We start from the raw sequence: 26,260 nt of genomic DNA, 5'->3' as shown, positions 1-26,260 counted from the left end.
AAGCCTGTCTAATGATGGCATCCCGTTTGCCACCCATAATCGAAAAAACGGTGCGGCGCTATATTCCCTTCATCGCAAACGACAGAAGCGGAGTGATGCTGATGAACCCTGTCAAATTCCCCAACGGCAATCTTGAAATGGCCGCAAACCTCTGTCTGCCGGAAGCCTTCGACGAGGCCGGGACCTATGCGGGCATCGTCGTCGTGCATCCCGGCGGCGGCGTGAAGGAGCAGACCGCAGGCGGCTATGCGCGGAGGCTGGCGGCCGAGGGCTTCGTGGCGCTCGCCTTCGACGCTTCCTTCCAGGGCGAGAGCGGCGGCGCGCCGCGCTTCCAGGAAGATCCCTATGCCCGCGTGAACGACGTCCGCGCGGCGGTCGACTACCTGACCACCCTCGACTTCGTCGACAACGAGCGCATCGGCGCGCTCGGCATCTGCGCGGGCGGCGGCTATGCCATCCACGCGACCATGACCGACCGTCGCATCAAGGCGGTGGGCGGCGTCAGCGCGGTCAATATCGGCGACATGTTCCGTAAGGGCTGGACTGGCGATAGCGACGTGGCGCAGGCCATCGGCCTCCTGGAGATGGGCGCGGCCCAGCGCACGGCGGAGGCCAATGGCGGCGAAGCGGCTTTCGTTCCCTTCTCGCCCCCGAGCCTCGAAGGTGTCGAGGAGCGCGACATGCAGGAAGCCTACGACTACTACCGCACCCAGCGCGCCCAGCACTGCAACACCGAAAGCAAGTTCACGGCGGTAAGCCTGCCGCAACTGGTCACCTACGACGCCTTCCATCTGGCCGACCAGCTTCTGACCCGGCCGCTGCAACTGGTGGTCGGGCGCGAGGCGGGATCCTTCTGGTACAGCGAGACCATCCTCGCCAAGGCAGCGAGCAGCGTGAAGGAGCTGCACGTCGTCGAAGGCGCCACCCACATGTCGCTCTACGACACGCCGAACCAGATGGAGGAGGCCATGTCGAAGCTCGGCCCCTTCTACAGGGCCAACCTGGCGGCCTGACCGGCGGATGGTGGCGCGGACGTTTCGCGCCACCTCCAGATTCTTGCCGTGCAGAAACGCCCCGGCTGGCGGAGCTGCCGCGCGTTCTGGCCGATTTCGAAGCGGAGAATCCGACGGTTCGCGTCGATCTTCTGATGGAGGGAACGCAGCGCAAGGCGAATCCGGACCTGATGATCCGCTTCGGGGAGGAGCCGCATCTTGTGCGGCATCCGCGGTGGTTGATGGGCATGTCCCACGTCATCATGTGCCGCAAGGAGGATTCCGCGCGCATTGCCAGTCTGGAGGATCTGCTGTCGTTTCGCCTCTATGACGTGGCGTCCCACGCCATTGGCTGGACCGCGCTTCTCAATCACAATTTCGGTCCGCAGCCGGGCCGGCAATTGAAACTCGAAACCGTCGATACGACGCCTCTGTCCCTCATGATGGTCAGCCAGGGCCTGGGACTTGCGATCGGCCACCTTCCGGTATGCGGTCCGATTGCCGCCGCCCTTGGCCTCGTCGTTTGCCCGTTCGTGCCGGGAACGCCTGGTCCGGGCAATTATTATCTCGAACAGCCCCGGGATCAGCCGCAACGTCCTTCCGTCAGCCGGTTGGAGCAAGCCCTTCAGGATGCGGCGCAAGCCTCAATGCGAACTGGTTAGTGCATGAGCGGTTGGAACGAGGGTTCCCTTCATGTCAAACGGCGACCAGGCGCATGATTGTCTCGATGTTGAACTGGATGCGCTCCTCCAAGGCCTCCTTGGCCATCAGGTCCCGCTCATAGATGATTGAGCCGGTAAAGCGGTTTGTCAGATAGTAATAGCCGACGGCGGCAATGGTGATGTTGAGCTGCACGGGGTCGACGCCGTCGCGGAAGACGCCCGCCTTCACGCCCCGCTCGAGGATGCTGGAGACCAGGCTGACGAGCTTGCGGCTGGAGGCCTTGACGATCTCGGATTTTTTCAGGTGCTTTGCGCGGTGAAGGTTCTCGCTGTTCACGAGTGTCAGGAATTCCGGGTTTTTCAGGTAATATTCCCATGTGAACCGCACAAGTTTTTCGAGTGCGGCGGTGGGCTCGAGATCCTCCAGGTGCAGCTTCTGCTCGGCGCTGCGTATGTCGAGATAGACTTCCTCCAGGATCGTCCGGAACAGGCCCTCCTTGCTCTCGAAATAGTGGTAGATCATGCGCTTGTTGGCTTTCGCCTTCTCGGCGATGTCATCGACGCGCGCGCCGCCCAAGCCGTTCTTGGCGAATTCCTTTTTGGCAGCATCAAGAATGCGCGCCTTGGTGGCTTCCGCATCGCGGATGCGCGGCTTGCGGCCGGGTTTGTCTTGCTGCTCGCTTGTCGTTCTCAAGGCCGTTCTCCGCCGCGGTCGAGGTTTCCACACTTCCAGTCATATACGCACGAATCGCGCGGCGTCAAAAACGCCTGAACCGCGCGATGCGCTCGCAGCCAGTGTACCCCACTTGACGGCAATGGCAATAATGCAGTAACTAGTTAGTGCGTTAGTGGAGTGGCGCGTGTTGTTGGCAGCGGACATCCGGGCATTGTGGCCTGCCAGATCTGCCGTAACGCGAAAGTGGATTTTTCAAACGGGAACCGGAGGAGCCAATGTCGACCTTCATCAAGGATTTCATCGAGCGGGAGACGATCAGTCGCCGCAACTTTCTCTTCGCCACGGCCGCCGGTCTCGGCGTTGCCGCGGTGCCGGGCGTGTTCGGCCGCGGGACGGCCGCGGCAGCGCTGACGGACCCGGCGATCGCCTGGAGCTATCGCGACCGGGCGTCCGCCTACTGGAACTCGGTCATCGCCGGCGGCGAGGCCTTCGTGGAATCGCTCGGCAGGCCGAAGAGCGCGCTGGTCAGCCTCATCAACGAGGGCTCGACGGAAAAGTCGCTGTCCGACATCAAGGCCTTCCTCGCCAAGAACAACGGCAATTGCGCCATCGCCTGCGATGCCAATGACAGCCCGAACGCCCGCCCGGTCGTCGAGGCGGTCCAGGCGGCCGGCGCCTATATTTCCACGATCTGGAACAAGACCGATGACCTGCATCCGTGGGATTTCGGCGACAACTACGTCTCGCACATGACCTGGTCAGACGAGAAGCCGGCGGAAGAGACCGCCCGCATCCTCTTCGAGGCGATGGGCGGCGAGGGCGGCGTGGTCCATCTCGGCGGCATCGCGGCCAACAACCCGGCCGTCGAGCGCCTCGCCGGCCTCCAGAATGCGCTGAAGGATTTCCCGAACATCGAGCTTCTCGACGCGCAGCCCGCCGACTGGGACACCCAGAAGGGCGCCGCCCTGATGGCCTCGTTCCTTACGCGCTACGGCGACAGGATCAAGGGCGTGCACTGCGCCAACGACAACATCGCCTATGGCGTCATCGAGGCGCTGCGCGCCGAGGGCATCGAGGACATGCCGATCGTCGCCTATGACGGCAATCCGGAGGCCGTGCAGATGGTCATGGACGGCCAGCTGCTCGCCACCGTCTTCACCAATCCGCATTGGGGCGGCGGCATCAGCGCGGCGCTCGCCTACCATGCCGCCATCGGCACCTTCAAGCCTTCCGAGGAGCCGAAGGAGCACCGCGAATTCTACGGCCCGACCATCCTCGTCACGGCCAGGGACGCGGCGGAATTCAAGGCGAAGTACCTCGATTCCGTGCCGGCCTACGACTGGAAAGATTTCTGGGGGCCGTCGAACGGCCAGATCCAGTACAAGGCCTAATAGGGCCAAGGCGGCAGCCGCACGCGCTGCCGCCGCTTCTCCTGAGAAATTTTCCTGGAAGAGGGGTGTCTGACGTGACACGTCGCCTATCGCGCGAAACCTTGATCAAATGGGCGCCGCTGCTGGTGCTGATCGCGCTGGTGATCTTTTTCACCGCGCTCAATCCGACCTTCTTCTCGCTGCGGAACTTTGCCCGCATCGCGATTGCGGCGGCCCCGGCGCTGATGGTCGCCATCGGCGTCACCTTCATCATCGTCATGGGATCGATCGACCTTTCCATGGAGGGAACGGTCTCGCTCACGGCGGTCTCCTTCGCCTTCATCTTCGCCCAGCTCGGCGGCTCGCTCGCCGGGTTCGGCTGGATCGCGATTCCGCTGGTGCTGGTGCTCGGCGGCCTGATCGGGCTTTTGAACGGGCTGGTCCATGTGAAGTTGAAGATCCCGTCCTTCATGGCGAGCCTTGCCATGGGCTTCGTCGGCACGGGCGCGGCGATCCTCCTCACCGGCGGCGATATCGTGAAGGTCGGCGACGCCGCCTTCCGCGGCCTCTTGACGGTGCGCTGGCTCGGCTTTCCGCTGATGGTCTATGTCGCGGCCTTCTTCCTCTTCGTCGGCTGGTTCATCCAGACCCACACGACGCTCGGGCGCAACTTCTATGCCGTCGGCGGCGGCGAGGATCTGGCGCATGCCTCGGGCCTCAACGTCACCCGCGTCCGCGTCACCGGCTTTGCGCTGGCCGGCGTGTTCTATGCCATCGCCGCAATCCTCGTCGTCGCCCGCATCGGGCAGGCGGAATCGGTGACGGGGGCGAACTTCATGTTCGTCTCCATCACCTCCGTCGTGGTCGGGGGCGTGGCGCTGTGGGGCGGCATCGGCGGCGTGTGGAACGCGCTCGTTGGCGTCCTCATCGTCAATGTCATCGACAACGGCATGGTCGTCATCGGCCTGCCGGATTTCCTCCAGGACGGCGTGCTCGGCCTGCTCGTCATTCTTGCCGTCGTGCTTTCGACCGACCGCAAGATGGTTTCCTTCGTGAAGTGAGGCGCGCCATGTATGAGCTGAAAGCCGTCGACAAGAAATTCCCCGGCGTCCATGCGCTGAAGGCGATCGATTTCCACATCAGGCGCGGCGAGATCGTCGGGCTGGTGGGCGAGAACGGCGCCGGAAAATCCACCCTGATGAAGGTCATCTACGGCGCCTACCAGCCGGATGGCGGCCAGGTCCTCATCAAGGGCGCGCCCGTCCGCTTTGCCAATCCGCGCCAGGCGATGGAAAAGGGCATCGGGATGGTGTTCCAGGAACAGTCCCTGATCCCGAACCTCTCCGTCATGGAGAACATCTTCCTCGGCTACGAGCGCCAGTTCGTCCGCTTCGGCGTCGTCGACTGGAAGGCGATGGCGAGCGCCGCCAGGGCGCAGCTTGCCAAGGTGAAGCTCGATATCGACCCGGCGATGGTGACGTCAAAGCTCTCCTTCGCCCAGCGCCAGCTCGTCGAGCTTGCCAAGGTGCTGACGCTGGAGGAGCGGGTGAAGGGCGACCTCGTCATCCTGCTCGACGAGCCGACCTCGGTCCTCTCGAAGGAAGAGGTGGCGCTGCTCTTCAAGCTGGTGCGCGAACTGACGACCCGCGCCTCCTTCATCTTCGTCTCGCACCGCATGGACGAGGTGATGGACCTTTCCGACCGCATCTATGTGATGAAGGACGGCGAGGTGGTCGACGTGGTGGAGCGCGGCGGCGCGACGGCCGAGGCCATCCAGCACAAGATGGTCGGCCGCAATGTCGACAAGCAATATTACCGCGAGCACCTGCAAAAGCCGTTCGATGCGTCGAAAAGGCTGGTCGAGATGGAGGGCGTCGGCCTTCCCGGCCGCATCCAGGATATCTCGCTGAAGCTGCATGCCGGCGAAGTCCTGTGTCTCGTCGGCACGGAAGGCTCGGGCCGCGAGGCGATCCTGCGCACCATCTACGGCATGCTGACGCCGGTGACCGGCCGCCTAACGATTAAGGGCGCGGCGGCGAACGGCTATTCTCCGCGCCAGTCGGTCGCCCATGGCGTCGGCTATGTGCCGCGCGAGCGCAAGGTCGAGGGCATCGTCGCCGGCATGAACGTCTATGAGAACATGACGCTCTCGCAGATGAAGAACCATTCGCGCGGCGGGGTGCTGCGCGTTGCCGAAGAACGGGCGCTGGCGCGCGACTGGATCAGGAAACTGTCGATCAAGGCGCATTCCGAGTTCGCCGATTGCGGCAATCTCTCCGGCGGCAACCAGCAAAAGGTGGTTCTCGCCAAATGGCGCTCCGGCGGCTCCGACATCATGCTGCTCGACCACCCGACGCGCGGCCTCGACATCGGCGCCAAGGAAGACGTCTACGACATGATCCGCGCCATGAGCGCGGCGGGTGTCGGCATCGTGCTGGTCGCCGATACGCTGGAAGAGGCGATCGGCCTGTCGCACACCATCATCGTCGTCAAGGACGGGCGCATCCAGAAGCAGTTTTCCTGCGAGCCGGGTGCCAAGCCCACGCCCTTCGACCTCCTGCACTACATGATCTGAGGGACAAGATGGATATTCAGCGCCTCAAACCGCACCTGCCCTGGATCACGCTGGTCGTGCTCGTCGCCATCGTCGGCGTCAACGATCCCGGCTTCCTGCGCCCGTCGAACCTGCTCGGCATTGCCGGCGATATCGTGCCGCTGTTCATCATGGCGCTGGGGCTCACCTTCGCCATCTATATCGGCGGCATCGACCTTTCGGCCCAGTCCATGGCCAACATGGTGACAGTCGTCGCCTCGGTCTATCTCGCCTCGATGGGGGCGTGGGTCGCCGTGCTCTGCGTGATGGCCGGCTTCCTGCTCGGCATGCTCTCCGGCTATGTGACGACACGGCTCTTCGTGCCGTCCTTCATCTCGACGCTCGCCGTCGGCGGCGTCGCCTTCTCCATTGCGCAATGGCTGTCCGGCCAGCGCGCGCTCAACATGGACGCCGCCCAGCGCAACGAGACCTTCGGCTGGATGATCGGCCGCACCTGGGGCGTGCCGCATGAACTGCTGATCGCCGCCGTGCTCGTTGTCCTCTGCCTGTTCATCGAGCGCCGCACGACGCTGGGGCGCGCCCTGAAGGCGGTCGGCGCGGGCGAGCTTGCCGCCGCCGCCTCGGGCCTCAATGTCGCGCGCTACAAAATCCTCGCCTTCGCGATATCCGGCGCGCTTGCCGCCATCGCCGGCCTGCTCTTTGCGGTCAAGCTTTCCGGCGGCGCGCCGACCATTGCCAACGGCTTCCTGCTGCCGGCCATCGTCGCCGTGCTGGTCGGCGGCACGCCGTTGACGGGCGGTGTCGGCGGCGTGGCCAATACGGTGGTCGGCACGCTCATCGTCGCCGTCATCCGCGCCTCGATGCTCTATTTCGAGATCGACGCGACACGCCAGCAGATCGTCTTCGGTGTCGTGCTGATCGTCGCCATCGCGCTGACCATCGACCGCGCCAAGCTGCGCACCGTGAAGTGAGGCCGGCCATGAACACCATGCAAGCCGCCGTCCTCACCGCGCCGAAACGCTTCGAGATCCGTGCGGTCCCGGTGCCGTCCATCGGCCCGGACGATGTGCTGGTGCGGGTGACGCGCACGGGCATCTGCGGCACGGATATCCACATCTTCAACGGTCACTACGCCGCGGACCGGCTGCCGCTGGTCCCCGGTCATGAATTCTGCGGCACGATTGCCGAATGCGGCGCCAATGTCCGCCACCTTGCGGCCGGCACGCGGGTCGTCGTCGATATCAATATCGGCTGCGGTACCTGCTTCTGGTGCCGCCGCAACGAGGTGCTGAACTGCGCCGAGGTCACCCAGGTCGGTATCACCAGGGATGGCGCCTTCGCCGAATTCGTCGCCGTGCCCGCCCGGCTCGCCATCCCCGTCGCGGCCGATATCGCCGACGAGGTTCTCGTGCTCACCGAACCGGTCGCCTGCGTCGTTCGTGCGGCGCGCAAGGCGAAGGCGGCGTTCGGCCAATCGGTGGTCATCTTCGGCGCCGGGCCGATCGGCAACCTGCATGTGCAGATGATGCGGCTTGTCGGTGCCGCGCCCATCATCGTCGCCGATCTCTCGGCCGAGCGCTGCCGGATGGCGCTTGCGGCGGGGGCGGATGCGGCGGTGTCCGACCCGGCCGAACTCGGGGAAACCGTGCTGCGGATGACCGGCGGGCGCGGCGCGGACCTGGTGATCGAAAGCGTCGGCAACAGGAAGCTCTATGAGCAGGCATTTGGCCTGGCGCGCCGCGGCGGGCACGTCGCCTTCTTCGGCATCACGCCGCCCGGCGAGACCGTGCCGATCGATATTCTCCGCACGGTTCTGGAGGAGGCGAGCCTCAAGGGCTCCGTCGCGGGCATGGGGGAGGATATGCACGATGCGTTGACCCTCCTGTCGCATGGCCGGTTCCATACGGAGGATTTCACGAAGGCGAGCTATCCGCTGGAAAAAATCCAGGAGGCTTTCGAAACCCTCGGCGACCGGCCGCAGCACCTGAAGACGCAAATCGCCGTTTCGGCGTAAACACCATCGAAGTGGAGGAGATCTCATGGACCAGAAAAACCCGTATCTTTCTGCCCCGACCGCAGCGCGCACCTTCGGCTTTTTCGTCGACGGGCAGTGGAGGGACGGCGCGGAGCACTTCGAGCGCGCCTCGCCGGGCCACGGCACGCCCGTCACGCGCACGGTCCGCTGCACGGTCGAGGACCTGAACGCCGTGGTCGCCGCGGCAAGGCAGGCCTTCGAGGATCGCCGCTGGTCGGGCCTTTCGGGCGCGGCGCGCGGGAGCGTCCTGTTGCGCGTCGCCGAAATCCTGCGCCGCCGCCGGGACGAGATCGCCTATTGGGAGGCGCTGGAGAACGGCAAGCCGATCTCCCAGGCGCGCGGCGAGATCGACCATTGCATCGCCTGCTTCGAGGTCGGCGCCGGTGCGGCGCGCATGTTGCATGGCGACAGCTTCAATTCGCTCGGCGACGACCTCTTCGGCATGGTGCTGCGCGAGCCGATCGGCGTCGTCGGCCTGATCACGCCCTGGAATTTCCCCTTCCTGATCCTGTGCGAGCGGGTGCCCTTCATCCTCGCTTCCGGCTGCACGATGGTCGTCAAGCCATCGGAAGTCACCTCCGCCACGACGCTGCTGCTCGCCGAAGTGCTTGATGAAGCGGGCCTGCCGGCCGGGGTCTACAATGTCGTCACCGGTTCCGGCCGCGTGATCGGCCAGGCGTTGTCGGAGCATCCGGACGTCGACATGCTGTCCTTCACCGGTTCGACGGCCGTCGGCCGTTCTTGCGTCCACGCCGCCGCCGACAGCAATTTCAAGAAGCTTGGCTTGGAGCTTGGCGGCAAGAACCCGATCATCGTCTTCGCCGATTCCGATCTGGAAGACGCCGCCGATGGTGCGGCCTTCGGCATCAGCTTCAACACCGGGCAGTGCTGCGTCTCGTCCTCGCGGCTGATCGTCGAGCGCTCCGTCGCGGCCGATTTCGAGAAACTGCTTGCCGAAAAGATGACAAGAATCCGCGTCGGCGATCCGCTGGACGAGGCGACGCAGGTCGGTGCCATCACCACAGAGGCGCAGAACGCCACGATCCTCGACTATATCGCCAAGGGGAAAGCCGCAGGCGCGCAGCTTCTGGCCGGTGGCGGGCCGATCGATCTCGGCCGCGGCCAATATATCGCGCCGACGCTGTTCTCCGGCGTGTCCCGCGACATGGCGATCGCCCGCGACGAGATTTTTGGGCCCGTCCTGTGCTCCATGCATTTCGATACGGTGGAAGAAGCCATCCAGCTTGCCAATGACACCGTCTACGGACTTGCGGCGAGCGTCTGGACGAAGAATATCGACAAGGCGCTGACGGTGAGCCGCCGGGTTCGCGCCGGGCGCTTCTGGGTCAACACGATCATGGCGGGCGGTCCCGAAATGCCGCTCGGCGGCTTCAAGCAATCCGGCTGGGGCCGCGAGGCCGGCGTCTATGGCGTGGAGGAGTATACGCAGGTGAAGTCCGTTCATGTCGAGATCGGCAAGCGCACGCATTGGATCGCATGATGTCCGCCGGCTATGACTATGTGATCGTCGGCGGCGGCAGCGCTGGCTGCGTTTTGGCGGCGCGGCTTTCGGAAAACCCGTCCGCGCGCGTCTGCCTCATCGAGGCGGGCGGGCGCGATACCAATCCGCTCATCCACATGCCCGTCGGCTTCGCCAAGATGACGACGGGTCCGCTGACCTGGGGCCTGAAGACCGCGCCCCAGAAACATGCCAACAACCGCGAGATCCTTTACGCGCAGGCAAAGGTGCTCGGCGGCGGTTCTTCCATCAATGCGGAAGTTTTCACGCGCGGCGTTCCCGGCGATTATGACCGCTGGGTCGAGGAAGGCGCCGAGGGCTGGGGTTTCCGGGACATCCAGAAATATTTCCTGCGCTCGGAGGGCAACGCTATTCTGTCCGGCGCCTGGCATGGCACGGATGGCCCGCTCGGCGTCTCGAACATTCCCGAACCGCAGCGCATGACGCGGGCCTTCGTGCAGAGCTGCCAGGAATTCGGCATTCCCTACAACCCGGACTTCAACGGCCCGGTACAGGAGGGCGCCGGCGTCTACCAGACGACGACGCGCGACAACCGCCGCTGCTCGGCCGCCGTCGGCTATCTGCGCCCGGCCCTCAAGCGCAAGAACCTCACGGTCGTCACCGGCGCGCTCGTCCTGCGCATCGTCTTCGAGGGGCGCCGCGCCGTGGGCGTCGACTACGCGGTCGACGGCAAGCGCATGACGGCGCGGGCGGAGAGCGAGGTGCTGGTCACGTCGGGCGCCATCGGCACGCCGAAGCTGATGATGCTCTCGGGCGTCGGCCCGGCCGATGCGCTGAAAAACCACGGCATCGACGTGGTGCAGGACATGGCCGGCGTCGGCCAGAACCTCCAGGACCATTTCGGCGTCGATATCGTCGCGGAACTGAAGAACCACGACAGCCTCGACAAGTACAACAGGCTGCATTGGTCGATCTGGGCGGGCATTCAATATACGCTGTTCAAGTCCGGCCCCATCACCTCCAACGTGGTGGAGGGCGGCGCCTTCTGGTACGGCGACAAGGCGAACCCCACGCCGGACCTGCAATTCCACTTTCTCGCAGGGGCGGGGGCGGAAGCGGGCGTTCCCGGCGTGCCGAAGGGCTCCTCCGGCATCACGCTCAATTCCTATACGCTGCGGCCGAAATCCCGTGGAACGGTGAGCCTGCGCTCGGCCGATCCGCGCGCCCTGCCGGTCATCGACCCGAATTTCCTGGCCGATCCGGAGGATGTGAAAATCTCGGTCGAGGGCGTGAAAATCAGCCAGGAGATCTTTGCTCAGCCATCGCTGCAAAAATACATCAAGACGCTGCATTTCCCTGGCAGGAATGTGCGCACGCAGGACGACTATGTCGCCTACACCCGCCAGTACGGCCGCACCTCCTACCACCCCACCTGCACCTGCAAGATGGGACGGGACGAGATGGCGGTGGTCGATCCGCAGTTGCGCGTGCACGGCCTCGACGGCATCCGCATCTGCGACAGTTCCGCCATGCCGAGCCTTGTCGGCTCCAACACCAATGCGGCGACGATCATGATCGGCGAAAAGGCCGCGGACATGATCCGCGGCAATGCCTGATCCATCGCAGGCAGGAAGGGCGGCCTTGCGGCCGCCCTTTTGCGTCAATCCCATTCGGGAACCCAGGGCAAAAGCCCGGTCTTGACGATGCGGTGACCGGTCGCCGTCAGGGCATCGATGCGGTCCATGTCGATGGACGACAGCGTGAAATCCATGATCTCGAAATTCGCCCGGATATTTTCCGGCTTCGTCGACATGGTGTTGAGCGGCACGCCCTTCTGGAGAATCCAGCGCAGCACGACCTGCGCGGCGGACTTGCCGTAAGCCGTGCCTATCTCGGCGAAGAGGCCGTGCTTGAACACTTCGCCGCGGGCCACCGAGGCGTAGGATGACAGCGGAATGCCCGTCTCCGTGGCTGCCGCGAGCAGTTTCCGCTGATCGAGCAGCGGGTGGAATTCCACCTGGTTGGTGACGAGCGGCCCATCGACGGTGGCGCGGGCCACATGCATCATGCGTGCCGTGTAGTTCGAGACGCCGATGGCGCCCGCAAGGCCCGCCTCCCTGGCGGATTGCAGCAGGCGGAGGGAGGGGGCGACGTCGCCATCCGCCGGCGGCCAGTGGAGCAGAAGCACGTCGACGCGATCGATCTGCAAGGCCTTCAGGCTGGCCACGACCGAGGGGAGAAAGGCCGCTTCGGTGTAGTTGTCCGGATGCACCTTCGTCGTGATGCAGAGCTTTTCACGCGCGACGCCGCAGGCGGCCAGCGCTGCGCCGGTTTCAGCCTCGTTGCCGTACATCTGCGCCGTATCGAAAGCCCGGTAGCCGGCGGCAATGGCGGCGTCGATGGCGTTCCTGAGATCGTCACCCTTCAATGGAAAGGTGCCGAAACCCCGCTGAAAGCTCTTCTGGAAATAGATGTTCATGCCTCCTCCTTGGCTGCCGGCGCGATGGAAAATCGCGGGCGGCGGATTGATCTTTCCGCAATTAATGTATAACTAGTTAGTTACTTAATGCAATGGAGAACGGAGGTTTCGGCGATGAAGAAGGTGAAGACCGCGGAGGAGGCGGCCCGGCTCGTCAGGGATGGGGCGGTGGTCGCCGTCAATTCTTCCTCGGGCCTGTGCTGCCCCGATGCCGTGCTGAAGGCGCTCGGCGAGCGTTTCGATCGCGAGGGTTATCCGCGCGGGCTCACCTCTGTCCACCCCATCGCGGCCGGCGATTTCTTCGGCACCAAAGGCGTCGATCACATCGCCAAGCCCGGCATGCTGGTGAAGATCATCGGCGGCTCCTATCCCTCCGGGCCGAGCAATGCCGAACCGCCGCTCGTCTGGCAGATGATTTTGAAGGAAGAGCTTGCCGCCTGGAACGTGCCGTCAGGCATCGTCTTCGACATGCTGCGCGAGGGGGCCGCCAAGCGCCCGGGCGTGCTGACCCAGGTCGGCATGGAGACCTTCGTCGATCCCGTTGAGGACGGCTGCGCCATGAATGCCAGCGCGCGCGCCGCGCCGCTCGTCAAGCGCGTTTCCTTCGAGGGGGAGGAGTGGCTGCATTTCCCGGCCATCCGCCCCGACGTGGCGATCATCCGGGCGACGACCGCCGACGAGAAGGGCAACCTTACCTTCGAGCAGGAGGGCGCGACGCTCGGCGCGATGGAGATGGCGCTCGCCGCGCGCAATTCCGGCGGCCTCGTCATCGCGCAGGTCAAGCGCGTGGCGGCGAGCGGCACGCTGCGGCCGCATGATGTGCGGGTGCCCGGCATCCTCGTCGATGTCATCGTGGAGGCGCCCGACCAGTTGCAGACGACCGCGACGCCCTATGATCCGGCGATATCGGGCGAGCTTTTCCGGCCGCTCGAAACGTTCCGCCTGCCGGGGCTGGATGTTGGCAAGGTCATCGCCCGTCGCGTGGCGCAGGAACTCAAGGCGGACTGGGCGGTCAATATCGGCTTCGGCATTTCGGCCAATGTGCCGCGCATCCTCATCGAGGAAGGGCTTCATGGCAAGGTGACCTGGGTGATCGAGCAGGGCGCCGTCGGCGGCGTGCCGCTGCTCGATTTCAAGTTCGGCTGTGCTTCCAATGCGGAAGCCTTCGTCGCCTCGCCGCACCAGTTCTGTTATTTCCAGGCGGGCGCCTTCGATTGCTCGCTGCTGTCCTTCCTCGAAATCGACGCCGAAGGCTCGGTCAATGTCAGCCGTCTTGCCGCAACGCCGCACCGCACCGCCGGCGCCGGCGGCTTTGTCGACATCACCGCCCGGGCGAAAAAGATCGTCTTCTCCGGCAATTTCAATGCGGGGGCGAAGATGCATGTCGAGGATGGGCGCCTGGTGATCGACAAGGAGGGCCGCATCGCCAAGTTCGTGCAAAAGGTCGACCAGGTCAGTTTCTCCGGCAAGCGCGCCCAGGCGCAGGGACAGGACATCACCTATGTCACCGAGCGCTGCGTGATCCGGCTCGATGCGGACGGGCTTGTCGTCACCGAAATCGCCCCCGGCCTCGACCTCCAGCGCGATATTCTCGACCAGGCGGCAACGCCGCTGCGGGTCTCGAAGGGGCTCAAGGTCATGGACGATGCGCTGTTCCGGGCCGAGACCATGGGGCTCAGCCTGTGAGCGATCCGCGCATCGAACTCGTCATCGCGGACCGCATCGCGCGGCTGACCCTTCGCCGCCCGGAAAAGCTGAACGCGATCGACGCGGACATGGTCGATGCGCTGTTGCAGGCCTGTCGCACCATCGAACGTTCGGATGCCCGCGTCGCCATCCTGACGGGCGAGGGGCAAAAATCCTTTTGCGCGGGCGGGGATATCGAGGCCTGGAGCAGCCTCGACGCCGAGACGTTCTCCCGCCGCTGGCTGCGCGATGGGCACGATGCCTTCGATGCGCTGGCGCGCCTCACCGTGCCGCTGATCGCGGTGCTGAACGGGCATGCGCTCGGCGGCGGGCTGGAGCTTGCCGCCTGCGCGGACCTGCGCATCGCCGAGGCGCATGTGAAGATCGGCCAGCCGGAGCCCGGCCTCGGCATCATTCCCGGCTGGTCGGGCACGCAGCGGGCCGCGCGGCGGTTCGGTGCGGGTCTTGTCCGCCGCATGGCGCTGTTCGGCGAGATGTTTTCCGCCGGGGACGCGCTGGCGCTCGGGCTGGTGGACCGGGTCGTGGCGACGGGAGAGGGCGCGGCGGCCGCGCAGATTGCCGCGGCGCGCGTGTTGCAGCGGTCTACCCGTGCGACGGAACTCACCAAGATGCTGGTCAACGCCGCCGAGGGCGAGGAGAGCGAGCGGGTGGTCGAGGCTCTGGCCGGCGCCGTCGCTGCCTCCTCAGCCGATCTGGCGGAGGGCCTTGCAGCCTATCGGCAGAAGCGCCCGGCCCGATTCGGACAATAGAGCATTTCCAGCAGAAGTGCGAAGCGATTTTGCGTCCGGAAATGCGGAAAAACAAGGAGATAGAGCGTTTTCGCGATTTGGAGAAAAGCGGAAATGCTCTGGAACATCGGCAATACATTCGACCCGTGGGACACAGGTCATGAAACCAGGCGACAAAGAATTCCTTGCCGAACTCTTCGGTGCGGCGGTCGAGGCCGCCGATCCGGAGGCGGCGCTCCGTGCCCGTCTTCCAGCCCGGCCGCGCGGGCGCACCGTCGTCATCGGCGCGGGCAAGGGCGTGGCGCAGCTCGCGGCGGCCTTCGAAAGGTTGTGGGACGGGCCGCTCGAAGGCGTGGTGGTGACGCGCTACGGTTACGCCGCCCCCTGCCAGCGCATCCGCGTACTCGAAGCCGCCCATCCCGTGCCGGATGCGGCAGGGCTGCAGGCCTCGCGCGCGCTTTTCGAGGCGGTGGAAGGCCTCGGTGAAGACGACCTTGTGGTCGCCCTGATCTGCGGCGGCGGATCGGCGTTGCTTCCCTGTCCGCCCGGGCCTCTCACGCTGGCGGACGAGGCGGCGATGAACAGCGCGCTTCTTGCCAGCGGCGCGCCGATCTCCGTCATGAATGCGATCCGCAAGCAGGTCTCCGGCATCAAGGGCGGCCGGCTTGCCGCGGCCTGCCATCCGGCGAAGGTCGTGACGCTGGTCGTCTCCGACGTGCCGGGCGACGATCCGGCGCAGGTCGCCAGTGGGCCGACCATACCGGACGCCGCCGATCGCGTGGAGGCGCGGGCGCTGGTCAAGACCTGGGGCATCAGGCTGCCGGAGGCGGTGGAAACCTGGCTTGCCGGAGAGGAGGGGCAGCCGCCGTCCCCAGACGATCCGGTCTTTGCCGCCCATGCGGTTCACGTCGTCGCTTCGGCGCGTCTCTCCCTGGAGGCCGCCGCCGCGCGGGCGGAAGCGCGCGGCGTGCCGGCGGTCATCCTGTCCGATAGCATCGAGGGCGAGGCGCGGGACGTCGCGCGCGTGCATGCGGCCATCGCCCGCGAAGTCGCCGGCCGTGGCCGCCCGTTCGCGCGCCCGGTCGTCATCCTGTCGGGCGGCGAAACGACGGTGACGATCCGGGGGCAGGGCAAGGGCGGCCGCAATACGGAATTCCTGTTGTCGCTCGCGCTTGCCGGCGAGGGCGTCCCGTTCGCCGCGCTCGCCGCCGATACGGACGGCATCGACGGTTCCGAGGACAATGCGGGCGCCTTTACCGACGGCGCCAGCATGCAGCGTTTGCGTGGAATGGGTGCCGACCCGGCCGCCCTGCTTGCCGGCAACGATGCCTGGACAGCCTTCCACCGTCTGGGAGACCTGTTCGTGCCCGGCCCGACCGGGACCAATGTCAACGATTTCCGGGCAATTCTGATTCGGTAGTCCCCGCGCCGCTTTTTGCAGCGCGGGCAGACCGGGCTTCAGGCCGGAACGGGCGCGTCCTCGCGCAGCAAGCCCTTCTTCTTGAGGTCCGCCCAGAAATCGGCCGGGATCGGATGGGAGAACCAGACAAGGTTCTGGTCGAGCTGTTCGATCGTGCGCGTGCCCGCCATGAAGGACGGGACGGCGGGATGGGCGACGACGAATTGCAGGGCCGCGGCGGCAAGCGGCACGCCATGGTCGGCACAGACGGCCTCGATCTTCGCGACCTTTTCCATCACATCGCGCGGGGCCGGCGCGTAATTGTACTTCGCACCCTCCACCGCGCCGGTGGCGAGGATGCCCGAATTGAAGCCGCCGCCCACGACGACCGCCGCGCCGCGTGTCGCGCAGAGCGGAAGGAAACTGTCGAGCGCCTCCTGTTCGAGGAGCGTATAGCGACCGGCGAGCAGGAATCCGTCGAAATCGTGGCGCAGCAAGGCCTCGTGGCAGACCTGCCATTCATTCACCCCGACGCCGATCGCCGTCACGACCTTTTCCGACCGCAGCCGCTCCAGTGCCCGCCAGGCGCCGTCCATCGCCTGTTCGAACACCTCCGGCTGCTCGCTTCCGCGCGTGAAGACGTCGATATCGTGGATGAAGCACATGTCCATGCGCTCCAGCCCCAGCCTTTGCAGGCTGTCCTCGAAGGCGCGCATCGTGCCGTCATAGCTGTAGTCGAAATGCAGGGTGAAGGGGGCGGCATTCGTCCAGGGCGCGAAATCGATGCTCTCGCGCCTGGCCGGGCGCAGCAGGCGGCCGACCTTGGAAGCGAGGATGAAGTCGTCCCGCTTCTTCCAGCGCAGGGCATGGCCGGTGCGAAGCTCGGCGAGCCCATGCCCATACATGGGTGCGCTGTCGAAGAAGCGCACACCGGCCTCCCAGGCGCGCGCGAACATCGCTTCCGACGTCGCCTCGTCGATCTCGCGGAAGATATTGCCGAGCGGGGCGGTCCCGAAACCGAAGGCCGTCACCTCCAGATCCGTCCGGCCGAATTTCCGCTTTTCTCCAGGATGCATGGTTCTCCTCCATAAGTAACCAGATAGTGAATAATATGCATGCGTTGAACCCCTGTGCAAGCGGCTTCCTCGTCGTGCGGAGGTTTTTCCATCTTGACGGAAGATCAGCTTCAAATGTATGTAACTAGATAGTTACTAGATTGGAGGATGCGGATGTATCTCACCGAAACGCAGGAGCAGGTGCGCGAGATGGCGCGCACGTTCGCCGACGAAGTGATCCGGCCGATGGCCGAGGAGCTGGACCGCGAGGAGCGCTTCCCGGCCGCGCTTTACGACGAAATGGCCAAGCTCGGTCTCTTCGGCATCGGCGTGCCGGAAGCGCTCGGCGGGCCGGGTTTCGATACGCTGACCTATGCGCTCGTCATGGAGGAACTGAGCCGGGGTTACGCCTCCGTCGCCGACCAGTGCGGCCTCGTCGAGCTCATCTCGACCCTGCTGGTGCGCCACGGCACGGAAAATCAAAAGGCCATGCTGCCGGAAATCCTCGGCATGCGCGCGAAGGTCGCCTATTGCATCACCGAGCCGGAGGCGGGCACCGATGTTTCGGGCATCCGCACCACGGCCGAGCGGGACGGCGATGGCTGGCGGCTCAACGGCGGCAAGATCTGGATCCACAATGCGCCGGTCGCCGATTACGGCTTCGTGCTGGCGCGCACCGACAAGGACGCCGGCAATCGCGGCATGTCCATCTTCATCGTCGACCTGCATGCCGATGGTGTCGAGAAGGGGCCGAAGGAACACAAGATGGGCCAGCGCGCCAGCCAGGTCGGCGCGCTGAACTTCACCGATGTGCGCCTGTCCGCCGATGCCCTGCTCGGCGCCGAAGGACGCGGCTTCCACATGATGATGTGCGTGCTCGACAAGGGCCGCGTCGGCATCGCCTCGCTGGCCGTCGGCATCGCCCAGGCCGGCCTCGAAGCTGCGCTCGATTATGCCGGCACGCGAAAACAGTTCGGCAAGGCGATATCCGATTTCCAGGGCGTGCAATGGCTGCTCGCCGACATGGCGAAGGACATCGAGGCCGCGCGCCTGCTCGTCCACTCCGCCGCCTCGAAGATCGATAGCGGGGCGGATGCGACGAAAGCCTGCTCCATCGCCAAATGTTTTGCCGGCGACATGGCCGTGCAGCGCACGGCCGATGCCGTGCAGGTCTTTGGCGGCTCCGGCTATATCCGCGGCTTCGAGGTGGAGCGGCTCTACCGCGATGCGAAGATCACGCAGATCTACGAGGGCACGAACCAGATCCAGCGCATGATCATCGCGCGCGAGCTTCTGAAGAAGGGGGCGCGGGCATGAGCGCCGCATCCGCCCGGCCGGTCGCGCTTGTGACCGGCTCTTCGCGCGGCATCGGGCTTGCCGTCGCCGAGGCCTTGGCGCGCGAGGGTTTCGCGGTCGCCGTCAACGGGCCGGCGGACGATGCCGAACTTGCCGCGGCCGTCGAGCGCATCGCCGCGCACGGCGTGCCGGTCGCGGCCGCTCCGTTCGATGTCGCAGCGGTTGCGGGTCACGCTGCGGCGCTCGATGCGGTCGAGCAGGCGCTCGGGCCGCTCACCACATTGGTCAACAATGCGGGCGTCGGCGTTCTGAAGCGCGGCGACATGCTGGACGTTTCGGAAGAGAGCTGGGATCGCTGCTTTGCCGTCAACGCCAAGGCGATGTTCTTCCTGAGCCAGGCCTTCGCGCGTCGTCTTCTTGCGCGCAGCCGGGCGCCGCTCTTTCATTCGATCGTCAACGTCACCTCGTCGAATGCCGTCGCGGTGGCGGAGCAGCGCGCGGAATATTGCGCCTCGAAGGCCGCTGCCGCCATGGTCTCCAAGACGCTCGCCGTCCGCCTCGGGCGCGAGAACATCGCCGTCTACGACGTGCAGCCGGGCCTGATCGCCACCGAGATGACCGCGCCTGTCATCGCGGCCTATCGCGAACGGGCCGCCCAGGGGCTCACGCTCTTCCCGCGCGTCGGTGAGCCCGATGAGGTCGGCACGCTGGTGGCGTCGCTTGCGACGGGCCGGCTTCCCTACACAACCGGACTGTCGATCCCGGCCGATGCCGGCATGCTCGTCCCGCGCTTCTGAGGTTTCCTTCCATGAAAATCGCTCTTCCCGATACCACCGGCCGTTTCACCGATTACGCCCTTTCCGGAACACCGATCGCGGCTGCGGCTCTGGGAAAGAATCCGGCGCGTGTTGTCTATTCGGCCGCGCACGTCGTCGCCGATCCCTTCACGGCGAATGATCCTTCGGGCCGCGCCACGGTCGATTGGGCGAAGACGATGGAGTTTCGCCGCTATCTCGCCGGCCTCGGCCTCGGCATCGCCGAGGCGATGGACACGGCCCAGCGCGGCATGGGCCTCGACTGGCCGGGCGCGCTGGAGCTGATCCGCCGCACGCGCGAGGAACTTCCGGATGCGCTGGTCGCCAATGGCTGCGGCACGGATCATCTCGATCCCGCCGACGCCCGCAGCGTCGACGACGTCCGCCGGGCCTATCTCGAACAGGCCGAAGCGATCCAGACGGTCGGTGGCCGCCTCATCCTCATGGCTTCGCGCGCGCTGGTGCGTGTCGCCAAGGGGCCGGAAGATTACGTCAGGATCTATTCGGACGTGCTTTCCGCCTGCGATGAGCCGGTGATCCTGCACTGGCTCGGCGACATGTTCGACCCGCAGCTCGCCGGCTATTGGGGGAGCGCCGGTTTCGATCCCGCCATGCAGACGGCGCTTGCCGTCATCGAAGCGAACGCGGCCAAGGTCGATGGCATCAAGATCTCCCTCCTCGACGAGGAGAAGGAAATCGTCATGCGCCGCCGCCTGCCGGCCGGCGTGAAAATGTACACGGGCGACGACTTCAACTATCCCGAACTCATCGAAGGCGACAGCGAAGGCTTCTCTCATGCGCTGCTCGGTATCTTCGACCCGCTGGCGCCGGCGGCGGCCTATGCGGTGGAGCGGCTGGGCGAGGGCGATCACGCCGGCTTCCGCGCCGCGCTCGACCCGACCGTGCCGCTCGCCCGCCTGATCTTCCGCGCGCCCACGCAATACTACAAGACGGGCGTCGTCTTCCTCGCCTGGCTGAACGGTTTCCAGGATCATTTCGTGATGCTGAACGGCGCCCAGGCCATGCGGCCGCTGCCCTATTTCGTCGAGGTCTTCCGCCTGGCCGACCAGTGCGGCCTGCTGCGCGATCCGGAGCTTGCGGTCGAGCGCATGAAGAAGCTGCTCGCCCTTTACGGTGCATGACGATGCGCGACTTCTCGACGGATCATTCGGCGCTCGCGCTCAACACCGCGAGCCTGGGCCACAACCTGGACGGCCACGGCGCGGGCTGGTCGCCGGAGCGCGTGATCGACGCCTGTGCAGCGCGCGGCTTCGGCTCGATTGTCTTCTGGCGCCGCGAAATCGGTTCGCGGGCGGTGGAAATCGGCGAGCGGGTGCGGGCGGCCGGGCTGTCCGTCGCGGGGCTCTGCCGGACGCCGTTTCTCGTCGGCGCCGAGGCGACGGACCGGCAGGCGGTCATCGACGGTGCGAAGGCCTCCATCGACATGGCGGCGGGCCTTGGCGCTGCCGTGCTGACGATCGTGGTCGGCGGCGTGCATCCCGGCACGAAAGGCACGGCCGAGAGCCTGAAGATCGTCACCGACCGCGTCGGCGAGATCGCGCCCTACGCGGCCCAACGCAACGTCCGGCTGGCGCTCGAGCCGCTGAACCCGGTCTATGCCGGCAACCGCTCGTGCCTGGTGACGCTGCGGGACGCCCTCGATATCTGCGATGCGGTCGGTGCGCCGAGCCTGGGCGTCGCGGTCGACGTCTATCATGTCTGGTGGGACAGGGGGATCGATGTCCAGATGCAACGCGCCGGGCCGGAGCGGATTTTCGGCTACCACCTCTGCGACTGGCTCGCCGATACGACCGACGTGCTGCTGGATCGCGGCATGATGGGCGATGGCGTTGCCGATCTCAAGGCGATCCGTGCCGGCGTCGAGGGTGCGGGCTATGCCGGCCCCTGCGAGGTCGAGATCTTCTCGGCGAACAACTGGTGGAAGCGGGATCCCGGCGCGGTTCTCGATGTGATGGTCGAGCGTTTCCGCACACTCTGCTGACAATTGAGGAGAATGCCATGAAGATCCTGGTCCCTGTAAAGCGGGTCGTAGACTACAACGTTAAGATCCGCGTGAAGGCGGACGGCTCGGGCGTCGAGCTTGCCAACGTGAAGATGTCGATGAACCCGTTCGACGAAATCTCCGTGGAAGAGGCGCTGCGCCTGAAGGAAGCCGGCAAGGCCGAGGAGGTCGTCGTCGTCTCCATCGGCCCGGCCAAGGCCGAGGAAACGCTGCGCACCGCGCTCGCCATGGGCGCCGACCGCGCCGTGCTGGTCGAGACGGACGATGCCGTCGAGCCGCTCGCCGTCGCCAAGATCCTCAAGGGCGTCGCCGAGGCCGAGCAGCCCGGCCTCGTCATCGTCGGCAAGCAGGCGATCGACGACGACAGCAACCAGACCGGCCAGATGCTCTCGGCCCTTCTCGGCTGGGCGCAGGCGACCTTCGCCTCCAAGGTCGAGATCGGTAACGGTTCGGCCCAGGTCACCCGCGAAGTCGACGGCGGTCTCCAGACGATCGACGTGAAGCTTCCGGCCGTCGTCACGACGGACCTTCGCCTCAACGAGCCGCGCTACGCCTCGCTGCCGAACATCATGAAGGCGAAGAAGAAGCCGCTCGACAAGAAGACGCCTTCCGACTTCGGCGTCGATACCGCCCCGCGCCTGAAAGTGCTGAAGACCGAGGAGCCGTCCGGCCGCAAGGCTGGCGTCAAGGTCAAGTCGGTCGCCGAGCTGGTCGAGAAGCTCAAGACCGAAGCCGGCGTGCTCTGAGAACGGAAAGGGAGAACTAAACCATGGCCATTCTTCTTCTGGCAGATCACGACAACGCACACCTTTCCGACCAGACGGCAAAAGCGCTGACGGCAGCCTCCAAGATCGGTTCCGATGTGCATGTGCTCGTCGCCGGCAGCAATGCCAAGGCTGCGGCCGAACAGGCGGCAAAGCTGTCGGGCGTATCCAAGGTGCTCGTCGCCGACGACGCCAGCCTTGCCAACAACCTGGCCGAGCCGCTGGCCGCCCTCATCGTCTCGCTTTCGGGCAACTACGATGCGATTGTCTCGGCCGCTACCTCTGTCGGCAAGAACGTGCTGCCGCGCGTCGCCGCCCTTCTCGACGTGGCGCAGGTCTCGGAAATCGTCGAGGTCGTCAGCCCCGACACGTTCAAGCGTCCGATCTATGCCGGCAATGCCATCCAGACGGTGCAGTCCACCGACGCCAGGAAGGTGATCACCGTGCGCACGGCCTCCTTCGCCGCAGCCGGCGAAGGCGGCAGCGCCTCGGTCGAGACCGTTCCGGCCGCTGCCGATCCGGGCCTGTCGACCCACGTCCAGGACGCGCTGTCGTCCTCCGATCGTCCGGAGCTGACGTCTGCGAAGATCATCATCTCGGGCGGCCGTGCGCTCGGCTCGTCGGAGAAGTTCCAGGAAGTCATCCTTCCCGTCGCCGACAAGCTCGGTGCCGCCGTCGGTGCGTCCCGCGCTGCCGTCGATGCGGGCTACGCCCCCAACGACTGGCAGGTCGGGCAGACGGGCAAGGTCGTCGCCCCGCAACTCTACATCGCCTGCGGCATCTCGGGCGCGATCCAGCACCTTGCCGGCATGAAGGACTCGAAGGTGATCGTCGCGATCAACAAGGACGAGGAGGCGCCGATCTTCCAGGTCGCCGACTACGGCCTCGTCGCAGACCTCTTCGACGCCCTCCCGGAACTCGAAAAGGCGCTTTGACCAGCATGGCGTCGATGGAGGAACTCCCCGAACGCGAGAGCATGGAATTCGACGTGGTGATCGTCGGCGCGGGTCCGGCGGGCCTGTCGGCAGCGATCCGGCTGAAGCAGGTGAACCCGGACCTGACCGTCGTCGTGCTGGAGAAGGGCGCGGAAGTCGGCGCCCATATCCTGTCGGGCGCGGTGGTCGATCCCATCGGTATCGATCGCCTCCTGCCCGACTGGCGCGAGGACGCCGACCATCCCTTCAAGACCGAGGTGACGGACGATCATTTCCTCTTGCTCGGCCCGGCCGGCTCGGTGCGCCTGCCGAACTTCGCCATGCCGCCGCTGATGAACAACCACGGCAACTACATCGTCTCGCTCGGCAATGTCTGTCGGTGGCTCGCGACCAAGGCGGAAGAACTCGGCGTCGAGATCTATCCCGGCTTTGCCGCAACCGAAGTGCTCTACAACGACGAGGGCGCCGTCATCGGCGTCGCCACCGGCGACATGGGCATCGAGCGGAGCGGCGAGCCCGGCCCGAACTACACCCGCGGCATGGCGCTGCTCGGCAAGTACACGCTGATCTCCGAAGGCGTGCGCGGCTCGCTGGCCAAGCAGCTCATCGCGAAGTTCAGGCTGGACGAGGGCCGCGAACCCCAAAAATACGGCATCGGCCTCAAGGAACTCTGGCAGGTGAGGCCCGAGAACCACAGGCCCGGCCTCGTCCAGCACTCCTTCGGCTGGCCGCTCGGCATGAAGACCGGTGGCGGCTCGTTCCTCTATCACCTGGAAGACAACCTCGTCGCCGTCGGCTTCGTCGTGCACCTCAACTACAAGAACCCGTACCTCTTCCCCTTCGAGGAATTCCAGCGCTTCAAGACGCATCCGGCCATCCGCGGCACCTTCGAGGGCGGCAAGCGGCTGTCCTATGGCGCGCGCGCCATCACCGAGGGCGGCTACCAGTCGGTGCCGAAGCTGTCGTTCCCGGGCGGCGCGCTGATCGGCTGCTCGGCCGGCTTCGTCAACGTGCCGCGCATCAAGGGCAGCCACAATGCGGTGCTCTCGGGCATCCTTGCGGCGGAGAAGCTGGCGGATGCGATTGCGGCGGGCCGCGCCAATGACGAGCCGATCGAGATCGAGCAGGGCTGGCGCGACAGCGCCATCGGCTCGGACCTGAAGAAGGTCAGGAACGTCAAGCCGCTGTGGTCGAAGTTCGGCACGGCGGTGGGCGTGGCGCTCGGTGGCCTCGACATGTGGACGAACACGCTGTTGGGCTTCTCCTTCTTCGGCACGCTGAAGCACGGCAAGACGGACGCGCAGAGCCTGGAGCCGGCGGCCAAGCACAGCCGCATCGACTATCCCAAGCCGGATGGCGTCCTCACCTTCGACCGTCTCTCCTCGGTGTTCCTGTCGAACACCAACCACGAGGAGGACCAGCCGATCCACCTCCAGCTGAAGAACCCGGAGCTGCAGAAGACCTCGGAGCTCGACGTCTATGCCGGTCCGTCCACCCGCTACTGTCCCGCCGGGGTCTACGAGTGGGTGGAGAAGGACGGCAGGCAAGTCTTCGTCATCAACGCGCAGAACTGCGTGCACTGCAAGACCTGCGACATCAAGGACCCCAACCAGAACATCAACTGGGTGCCTCCGCAGGGCGGCGAAGGGCCGGTCTATCCGAATATGTGATGTCTGGGAGAGGTCGGGCCGCACGGACCCTCGCCTGAAAGAGCACGGCGAGGGACGGTCTGTCCTGATATGTGATCTTCGGCCGGCCGCAGAGATGCGCGCCGGAGGCACCGGCGAAGGTCCGATCTATCCGGCCGGGAGCAGGGCAGCTGCATGTGGAGTGCGACAATGCCGCTCCTCCCTTCTCCCCCGCGGGGAGGAGGTGGTCCCCACCGATCTCGCCAGCTGGAAACGCAAACCGTGTCCCCCCTTGCGAAAACCTCGATCTTCCCCGGCTGTTCGGCCGCAATGGCGGTGGCCTTTCGATTGCCGGCGGCTGCGGATGTCTTTGCAACGAACCGGGCCAGCCGTATTGACACCGGTGAAATTTCACAATTAATATTGCATCCAATTTATGGCTGCAATTTTTGATCTGCGCTTGCGGTTCGCCGTGCCCGGGGAGGGGCGGGGTGAGAGCGACGGCGGCTGCCGCCGGGCCGGCTTTCAGGCATCGGACAGGAGGATTTCGATGAACGATATTGCAACGGCGATCGACCTTGCGCAATTCCGGCGCCAGGTGGAGACCGAGACGACCATGGCGATGTGCCCGACGGCGATCGCCATCGAGAAGAACATCCCCATCTATGACGGCGCATCGGTCGATGACGGCATCGGCCCGGAATGGGCCTCGGTCATCGGGGAGGGGCCGGGGGTCTTCGTCGTCAAGCGCGCCTTCACCGATCCCGGCGCCATCGACGCGGCAAGCGAGGTCTTCCGCGCGATCATCGCCGACGAGCGGGCGGCGGGCACGGCGGCGGGCGACCATTTCGCCAAGGCAGGCGCCAACGACCGCATCTGGAACTCGCTGCAGAAGCTCTGCCTGCGCGATCCCGCCGTCTATGCCCGCTACATGGCCAATCCGGTGATCGACATCGCCTGCCGCGCCTGGCTCGGCCCGGGCTACCAGATCGCCACCCAGGTCAACCAGGTCCGCCCCGGCGGCAAGGCGCAGGCGCCGCACCGCGACTATCACCTCGGCTTCATGAAGCCCGAGCAGATGGCGCAATATCCGAGCCATATCCACGCAACCGGCCCGACGCTCATCCTGCAGGGCGGCGTCGCGCATTGCGACATGCCGGTGGAAAGCGGCACGACGAAGCTCCTGCCCCATTCGCAGCGCTACCTGCCGGGCTATGTCGCCGCCACGCGGCCGGAGTTCCGGGATTATTTCGAGGAGAACCATGTCCAGCTTCCCTTGGAAAAGGGCGACGCGATCTTCTTCTCCCCCGCGCTGTTCCACGCGGCCGGCGAGAACCGCACGGCGGATGTCGTGCGCATGGTCAACCTCATCCAGACGGCCTCGGCCTTCGCCCGCCACATGGAAAGCCTCGACCGCACCGCGATGGTCCGCGCGGTCTATCCGCATCTGGCGGCGCTGTCGCCGGCCGGGCGGCGGGCGGTGATCGCCGCGACGGCGGACGGTTATCCGTTCCCGACCAATCTCGACACCGATCCGCCGCTTGGCGGCCTTGCGCCGGAAAGCCAGCAGGATCTCGTCGCCCGGGCCGTCGAGGAGGGCTGGGACCAGGCGCGCCTCGACGCGGCCCTTGTCGCGCAGGGCGCCAAGCGCGCGGCCTGACG

Annotated in this window: 23 protein-coding genes; 20 read left to right on the top strand and 3 right to left on the bottom strand. The window is 65.7% G+C overall.

What is annotated here, in order from left to right; all coding sequences use genetic code 11:
- The first annotated feature begins 101 nt into the window (after positions 1-101).
- A complete protein-coding gene (locus tag EV665_RS25680; protein ID WP_133036242.1) occupies positions 102-1,013 on the top strand; it encodes an alpha/beta hydrolase in 912 nt (303 codons plus the stop codon).
- Entirely contained in the window at positions 1,010-1,654 is a 645-nt protein-coding gene (locus tag EV665_RS25675; protein ID WP_133036241.1) for a LysR substrate-binding domain-containing protein, read from the top strand. Before EV665_RS25680 ends, EV665_RS25675 begins: the two co-directional genes overlap by 4 nt.
- Before the next feature lie 34 nt (positions 1,655-1,688).
- Here the strand turns inward: EV665_RS25675 and EV665_RS25670 are convergent, their stop codons facing one another.
- Positions 1,689-2,348, bottom strand: a complete 660-nt coding sequence (locus tag EV665_RS25670) for a TetR/AcrR family transcriptional regulator (protein ID WP_064329044.1) — start codon at positions 2,346-2,348, stop codon at positions 1,689-1,691.
- Between the two features lie 257 nt (positions 2,349-2,605).
- On the opposite strand from EV665_RS25670, the gene EV665_RS25665 reads away from it, so the two are divergent.
- The 7 genes from EV665_RS25665 to EV665_RS25635 all read left to right on the top strand — a co-directional run bounded on the left by EV665_RS25665 (position 2,606) and on the right by EV665_RS25635 (position 11,385).
- Entirely contained in the window at positions 2,606-3,721 is a 1,116-nt protein-coding gene (locus EV665_RS25665; RefSeq protein ID WP_133036240.1) for a sugar ABC transporter substrate-binding protein, read from the top strand.
- 74 nt (positions 3,722-3,795) lie between these two features.
- Entirely contained in the window at positions 3,796-4,761 is a 966-nt protein-coding gene (locus EV665_RS25660; RefSeq protein WP_133036239.1) for an ABC transporter permease, read from the top strand.
- Positions 4,762-4,769: 8 nt separating this feature from the next.
- Positions 4,770-6,275, top strand: a complete 1,506-nt coding sequence (locus EV665_RS25655; RefSeq protein WP_133036238.1) for a sugar ABC transporter ATP-binding protein — start codon at positions 4,770-4,772, stop codon at positions 6,273-6,275.
- An 8-nt stretch (positions 6,276-6,283) separates the two neighbouring features.
- Positions 6,284-7,225 carry an ABC transporter permease gene (locus EV665_RS25650; protein ID WP_133036237.1) on the top strand — a complete coding sequence of 314 codons (942 nt, stop codon included), beginning with the start codon at positions 6,284-6,286 and terminating at the stop codon, positions 7,223-7,225.
- An 8-nt stretch (positions 7,226-7,233) separates the two neighbouring features.
- Positions 7,234-8,268: a zinc-dependent alcohol dehydrogenase gene (locus EV665_RS25645; protein ID WP_162853161.1), complete on the top strand. Its 1,035-nt coding sequence runs from the start codon at positions 7,234-7,236 to the stop codon at positions 8,266-8,268.
- Between the two features lie 25 nt (positions 8,269-8,293).
- Positions 8,294-9,790, top strand: a complete 1,497-nt coding sequence (locus EV665_RS25640) for an aldehyde dehydrogenase family protein (protein ID WP_133036236.1) — start codon at positions 8,294-8,296, stop codon at positions 9,788-9,790.
- Positions 9,790-11,385 (top strand): GMC family oxidoreductase, encoded by a 1,596-nt coding sequence (locus tag EV665_RS25635; RefSeq protein ID WP_133036235.1) that lies wholly within the window; start codon positions 9,790-9,792, stop codon positions 11,383-11,385. Before EV665_RS25640 ends, EV665_RS25635 begins: the two co-directional genes overlap by 1 nt.
- A gap of 44 nt (positions 11,386-11,429) precedes the next feature.
- Here EV665_RS25635 and EV665_RS25630 read toward each other — a convergent pair whose 3' ends face one another.
- The gene (locus tag EV665_RS25630; protein WP_133036234.1) at positions 11,430-12,248 is read right to left on the bottom strand and encodes an aldo/keto reductase; all 819 of its coding nucleotides are present in this window, start codon (positions 12,246-12,248) and stop codon (positions 11,430-11,432) included.
- A gap of 114 nt (positions 12,249-12,362) precedes the next feature.
- Between EV665_RS25630 and EV665_RS25625 the strand changes: the two genes are divergently transcribed.
- The 3 genes from EV665_RS25625 (at position 12,363) to EV665_RS25615 (ending at position 16,103) form a co-directional block, all read left to right on the top strand.
- The gene (locus tag EV665_RS25625; RefSeq protein WP_133036233.1) at positions 12,363-13,934 is read left to right on the top strand and encodes an acyl CoA:acetate/3-ketoacid CoA transferase; all 1,572 of its coding nucleotides are present in this window, start codon (positions 12,363-12,365) and stop codon (positions 13,932-13,934) included.
- On the top strand, positions 13,931-14,704 hold the full coding sequence (locus EV665_RS25620) for an enoyl-CoA hydratase/isomerase family protein (RefSeq protein ID WP_133036232.1): 774 nt from the start codon (positions 13,931-13,933) through the stop codon (positions 14,702-14,704). Before EV665_RS25625 ends, EV665_RS25620 begins: the two co-directional genes overlap by 4 nt.
- Positions 14,705-14,843: 139 nt before the next feature.
- A complete protein-coding gene (locus tag EV665_RS25615; protein WP_133036231.1) occupies positions 14,844-16,103 on the top strand; it encodes a glycerate kinase type-2 family protein in 1,260 nt (419 codons plus the stop codon).
- A 38-nt stretch (positions 16,104-16,141) separates the two neighbouring features.
- Here the strand turns inward: EV665_RS25615 and EV665_RS25610 are convergent, their stop codons facing one another.
- Positions 16,142-17,158 (bottom strand): aldo/keto reductase, encoded by a 1,017-nt coding sequence (locus EV665_RS25610; protein WP_133036230.1) that lies wholly within the window; start codon positions 17,156-17,158, stop codon positions 16,142-16,144.
- A gap of 153 nt (positions 17,159-17,311) precedes the next feature.
- Here EV665_RS25610 and EV665_RS25605 point away from each other — a divergent pair, with 153 nt between their 5' ends.
- The 8 genes from EV665_RS25605 (at position 17,312) to EV665_RS25570 (ending at position 26,258) form a co-directional block, all read left to right on the top strand.
- A complete protein-coding gene (locus EV665_RS25605; RefSeq protein WP_133036229.1) occupies positions 17,312-18,454 on the top strand; it encodes an acyl-CoA dehydrogenase family protein in 1,143 nt (380 codons plus the stop codon).
- The gene (locus EV665_RS25600; RefSeq protein WP_133036228.1) at positions 18,451-19,230 is read left to right on the top strand and encodes a 3-ketoacyl-ACP reductase; all 780 of its coding nucleotides are present in this window, start codon (positions 18,451-18,453) and stop codon (positions 19,228-19,230) included. Before EV665_RS25605 ends, EV665_RS25600 begins: the two co-directional genes overlap by 4 nt.
- A gap of 11 nt (positions 19,231-19,241) precedes the next feature.
- The gene (locus EV665_RS25595) at positions 19,242-20,390 is read left to right on the top strand and encodes a dihydrodipicolinate synthase family protein (RefSeq protein WP_133036227.1); all 1,149 of its coding nucleotides are present in this window, start codon (positions 19,242-19,244) and stop codon (positions 20,388-20,390) included.
- A gap of 2 nt (positions 20,391-20,392) precedes the next feature.
- The gene (locus tag EV665_RS25590; protein WP_133036226.1) at positions 20,393-21,250 is read left to right on the top strand and encodes a sugar phosphate isomerase/epimerase family protein; all 858 of its coding nucleotides are present in this window, start codon (positions 20,393-20,395) and stop codon (positions 21,248-21,250) included.
- Positions 21,251-21,267: 17 nt separating this feature from the next.
- Entirely contained in the window at positions 21,268-22,017 is a 750-nt protein-coding gene (locus tag EV665_RS25585; protein ID WP_064331595.1) for an electron transfer flavoprotein subunit beta/FixA family protein, read from the top strand.
- A 23-nt stretch (positions 22,018-22,040) separates the two neighbouring features.
- The gene (locus EV665_RS25580) at positions 22,041-22,970 is read left to right on the top strand and encodes an electron transfer flavoprotein subunit alpha/FixB family protein (RefSeq protein WP_133036225.1); all 930 of its coding nucleotides are present in this window, start codon (positions 22,041-22,043) and stop codon (positions 22,968-22,970) included.
- Positions 22,971-22,975: 5 nt separating this feature from the next.
- Positions 22,976-24,640 (top strand): electron transfer flavoprotein-ubiquinone oxidoreductase, encoded by a 1,665-nt coding sequence (locus EV665_RS25575; protein ID WP_133036293.1) that lies wholly within the window; start codon positions 22,976-22,978, stop codon positions 24,638-24,640.
- Between the two features lie 508 nt (positions 24,641-25,148).
- Positions 25,149-26,258 carry a phytanoyl-CoA dioxygenase family protein gene (locus EV665_RS25570; RefSeq protein WP_133036224.1) on the top strand — a complete coding sequence of 370 codons (1,110 nt, stop codon included), beginning with the start codon at positions 25,149-25,151 and terminating at the stop codon, positions 26,256-26,258.
- Positions 26,259-26,260: the final 2 nt, after the last annotated feature.

This window comes from Shinella granuli, from assembly GCF_004341885.1.
Classification (GTDB): domain Bacteria; phylum Pseudomonadota; class Alphaproteobacteria; order Rhizobiales; family Rhizobiaceae; genus Shinella; species Shinella granuli.
The sequence above is the reverse complement of the archived record's forward strand: the minus strand, read 5'-3'. Positions and strand labels throughout refer to the sequence as shown.

Bases quoted from the DNA above. Each gene is read 5' to 3' on its own strand.
- EV665_RS25605 (WP_133036229.1), top strand. From the start codon at position 17,312: ATGTATCTCACCGAAACGCAGGAGCAGGTGCGCGAGATGGCGCGCACG.
- EV665_RS25615 (WP_133036231.1), top strand. From the start codon at position 14,844: ATGAAACCAGGCGACAAAGAATTCCTTGCCGAACTCTTCGGTGCGGCG.
- EV665_RS25655 (WP_133036238.1), top strand. From the start codon at position 4,770: ATGTATGAGCTGAAAGCCGTCGACAAGAAATTCCCCGGCGTCCATGCG.
- EV665_RS25625 (WP_133036233.1), top strand. From the start codon at position 12,363: ATGAAGAAGGTGAAGACCGCGGAGGAGGCGGCCCGGCTCGTCAGGGAT.
- EV665_RS25580 (WP_133036225.1), top strand. From the start codon at position 22,041: ATGGCCATTCTTCTTCTGGCAGATCACGACAACGCACACCTTTCCGAC.
- EV665_RS25585 (WP_064331595.1), top strand. From the start codon at position 21,268: ATGAAGATCCTGGTCCCTGTAAAGCGGGTCGTAGACTACAACGTTAAG.
- EV665_RS25630 (WP_133036234.1), bottom strand. From the start codon at position 12,248: ATGAACATCTATTTCCAGAAGAGCTTTCAGCGGGGTTTCGGCACCTTT.
- EV665_RS25650 (WP_133036237.1), top strand. From the start codon at position 6,284: ATGGATATTCAGCGCCTCAAACCGCACCTGCCCTGGATCACGCTGGTC.
- EV665_RS25600 (WP_133036228.1), top strand. From the start codon at position 18,451: ATGAGCGCCGCATCCGCCCGGCCGGTCGCGCTTGTGACCGGCTCTTCG.
- EV665_RS25640 (WP_133036236.1), top strand. From the start codon at position 8,294: ATGGACCAGAAAAACCCGTATCTTTCTGCCCCGACCGCAGCGCGCACC.
- EV665_RS25645 (WP_162853161.1), top strand. From the start codon at position 7,234: ATGAACACCATGCAAGCCGCCGTCCTCACCGCGCCGAAACGCTTCGAG.
- EV665_RS25665 (WP_133036240.1), top strand. From the start codon at position 2,606: ATGTCGACCTTCATCAAGGATTTCATCGAGCGGGAGACGATCAGTCGC.
- EV665_RS25570 (WP_133036224.1), top strand. From the start codon at position 25,149: ATGAACGATATTGCAACGGCGATCGACCTTGCGCAATTCCGGCGCCAG.
- EV665_RS25575 (WP_133036293.1), top strand. From the start codon at position 22,976: ATGGCGTCGATGGAGGAACTCCCCGAACGCGAGAGCATGGAATTCGAC.
- EV665_RS25680 (WP_133036242.1), top strand. From the start codon at position 102: ATGAACCCTGTCAAATTCCCCAACGGCAATCTTGAAATGGCCGCAAAC.
- EV665_RS25610 (WP_133036230.1), bottom strand. From the start codon at position 17,158: ATGCATCCTGGAGAAAAGCGGAAATTCGGCCGGACGGATCTGGAGGTG.
- EV665_RS25590 (WP_133036226.1), top strand. From the start codon at position 20,393: ATGCGCGACTTCTCGACGGATCATTCGGCGCTCGCGCTCAACACCGCG.
- EV665_RS25595 (WP_133036227.1), top strand. From the start codon at position 19,242: ATGAAAATCGCTCTTCCCGATACCACCGGCCGTTTCACCGATTACGCC.
- EV665_RS25635 (WP_133036235.1), top strand. From the start codon at position 9,790: ATGTCCGCCGGCTATGACTATGTGATCGTCGGCGGCGGCAGCGCTGGC.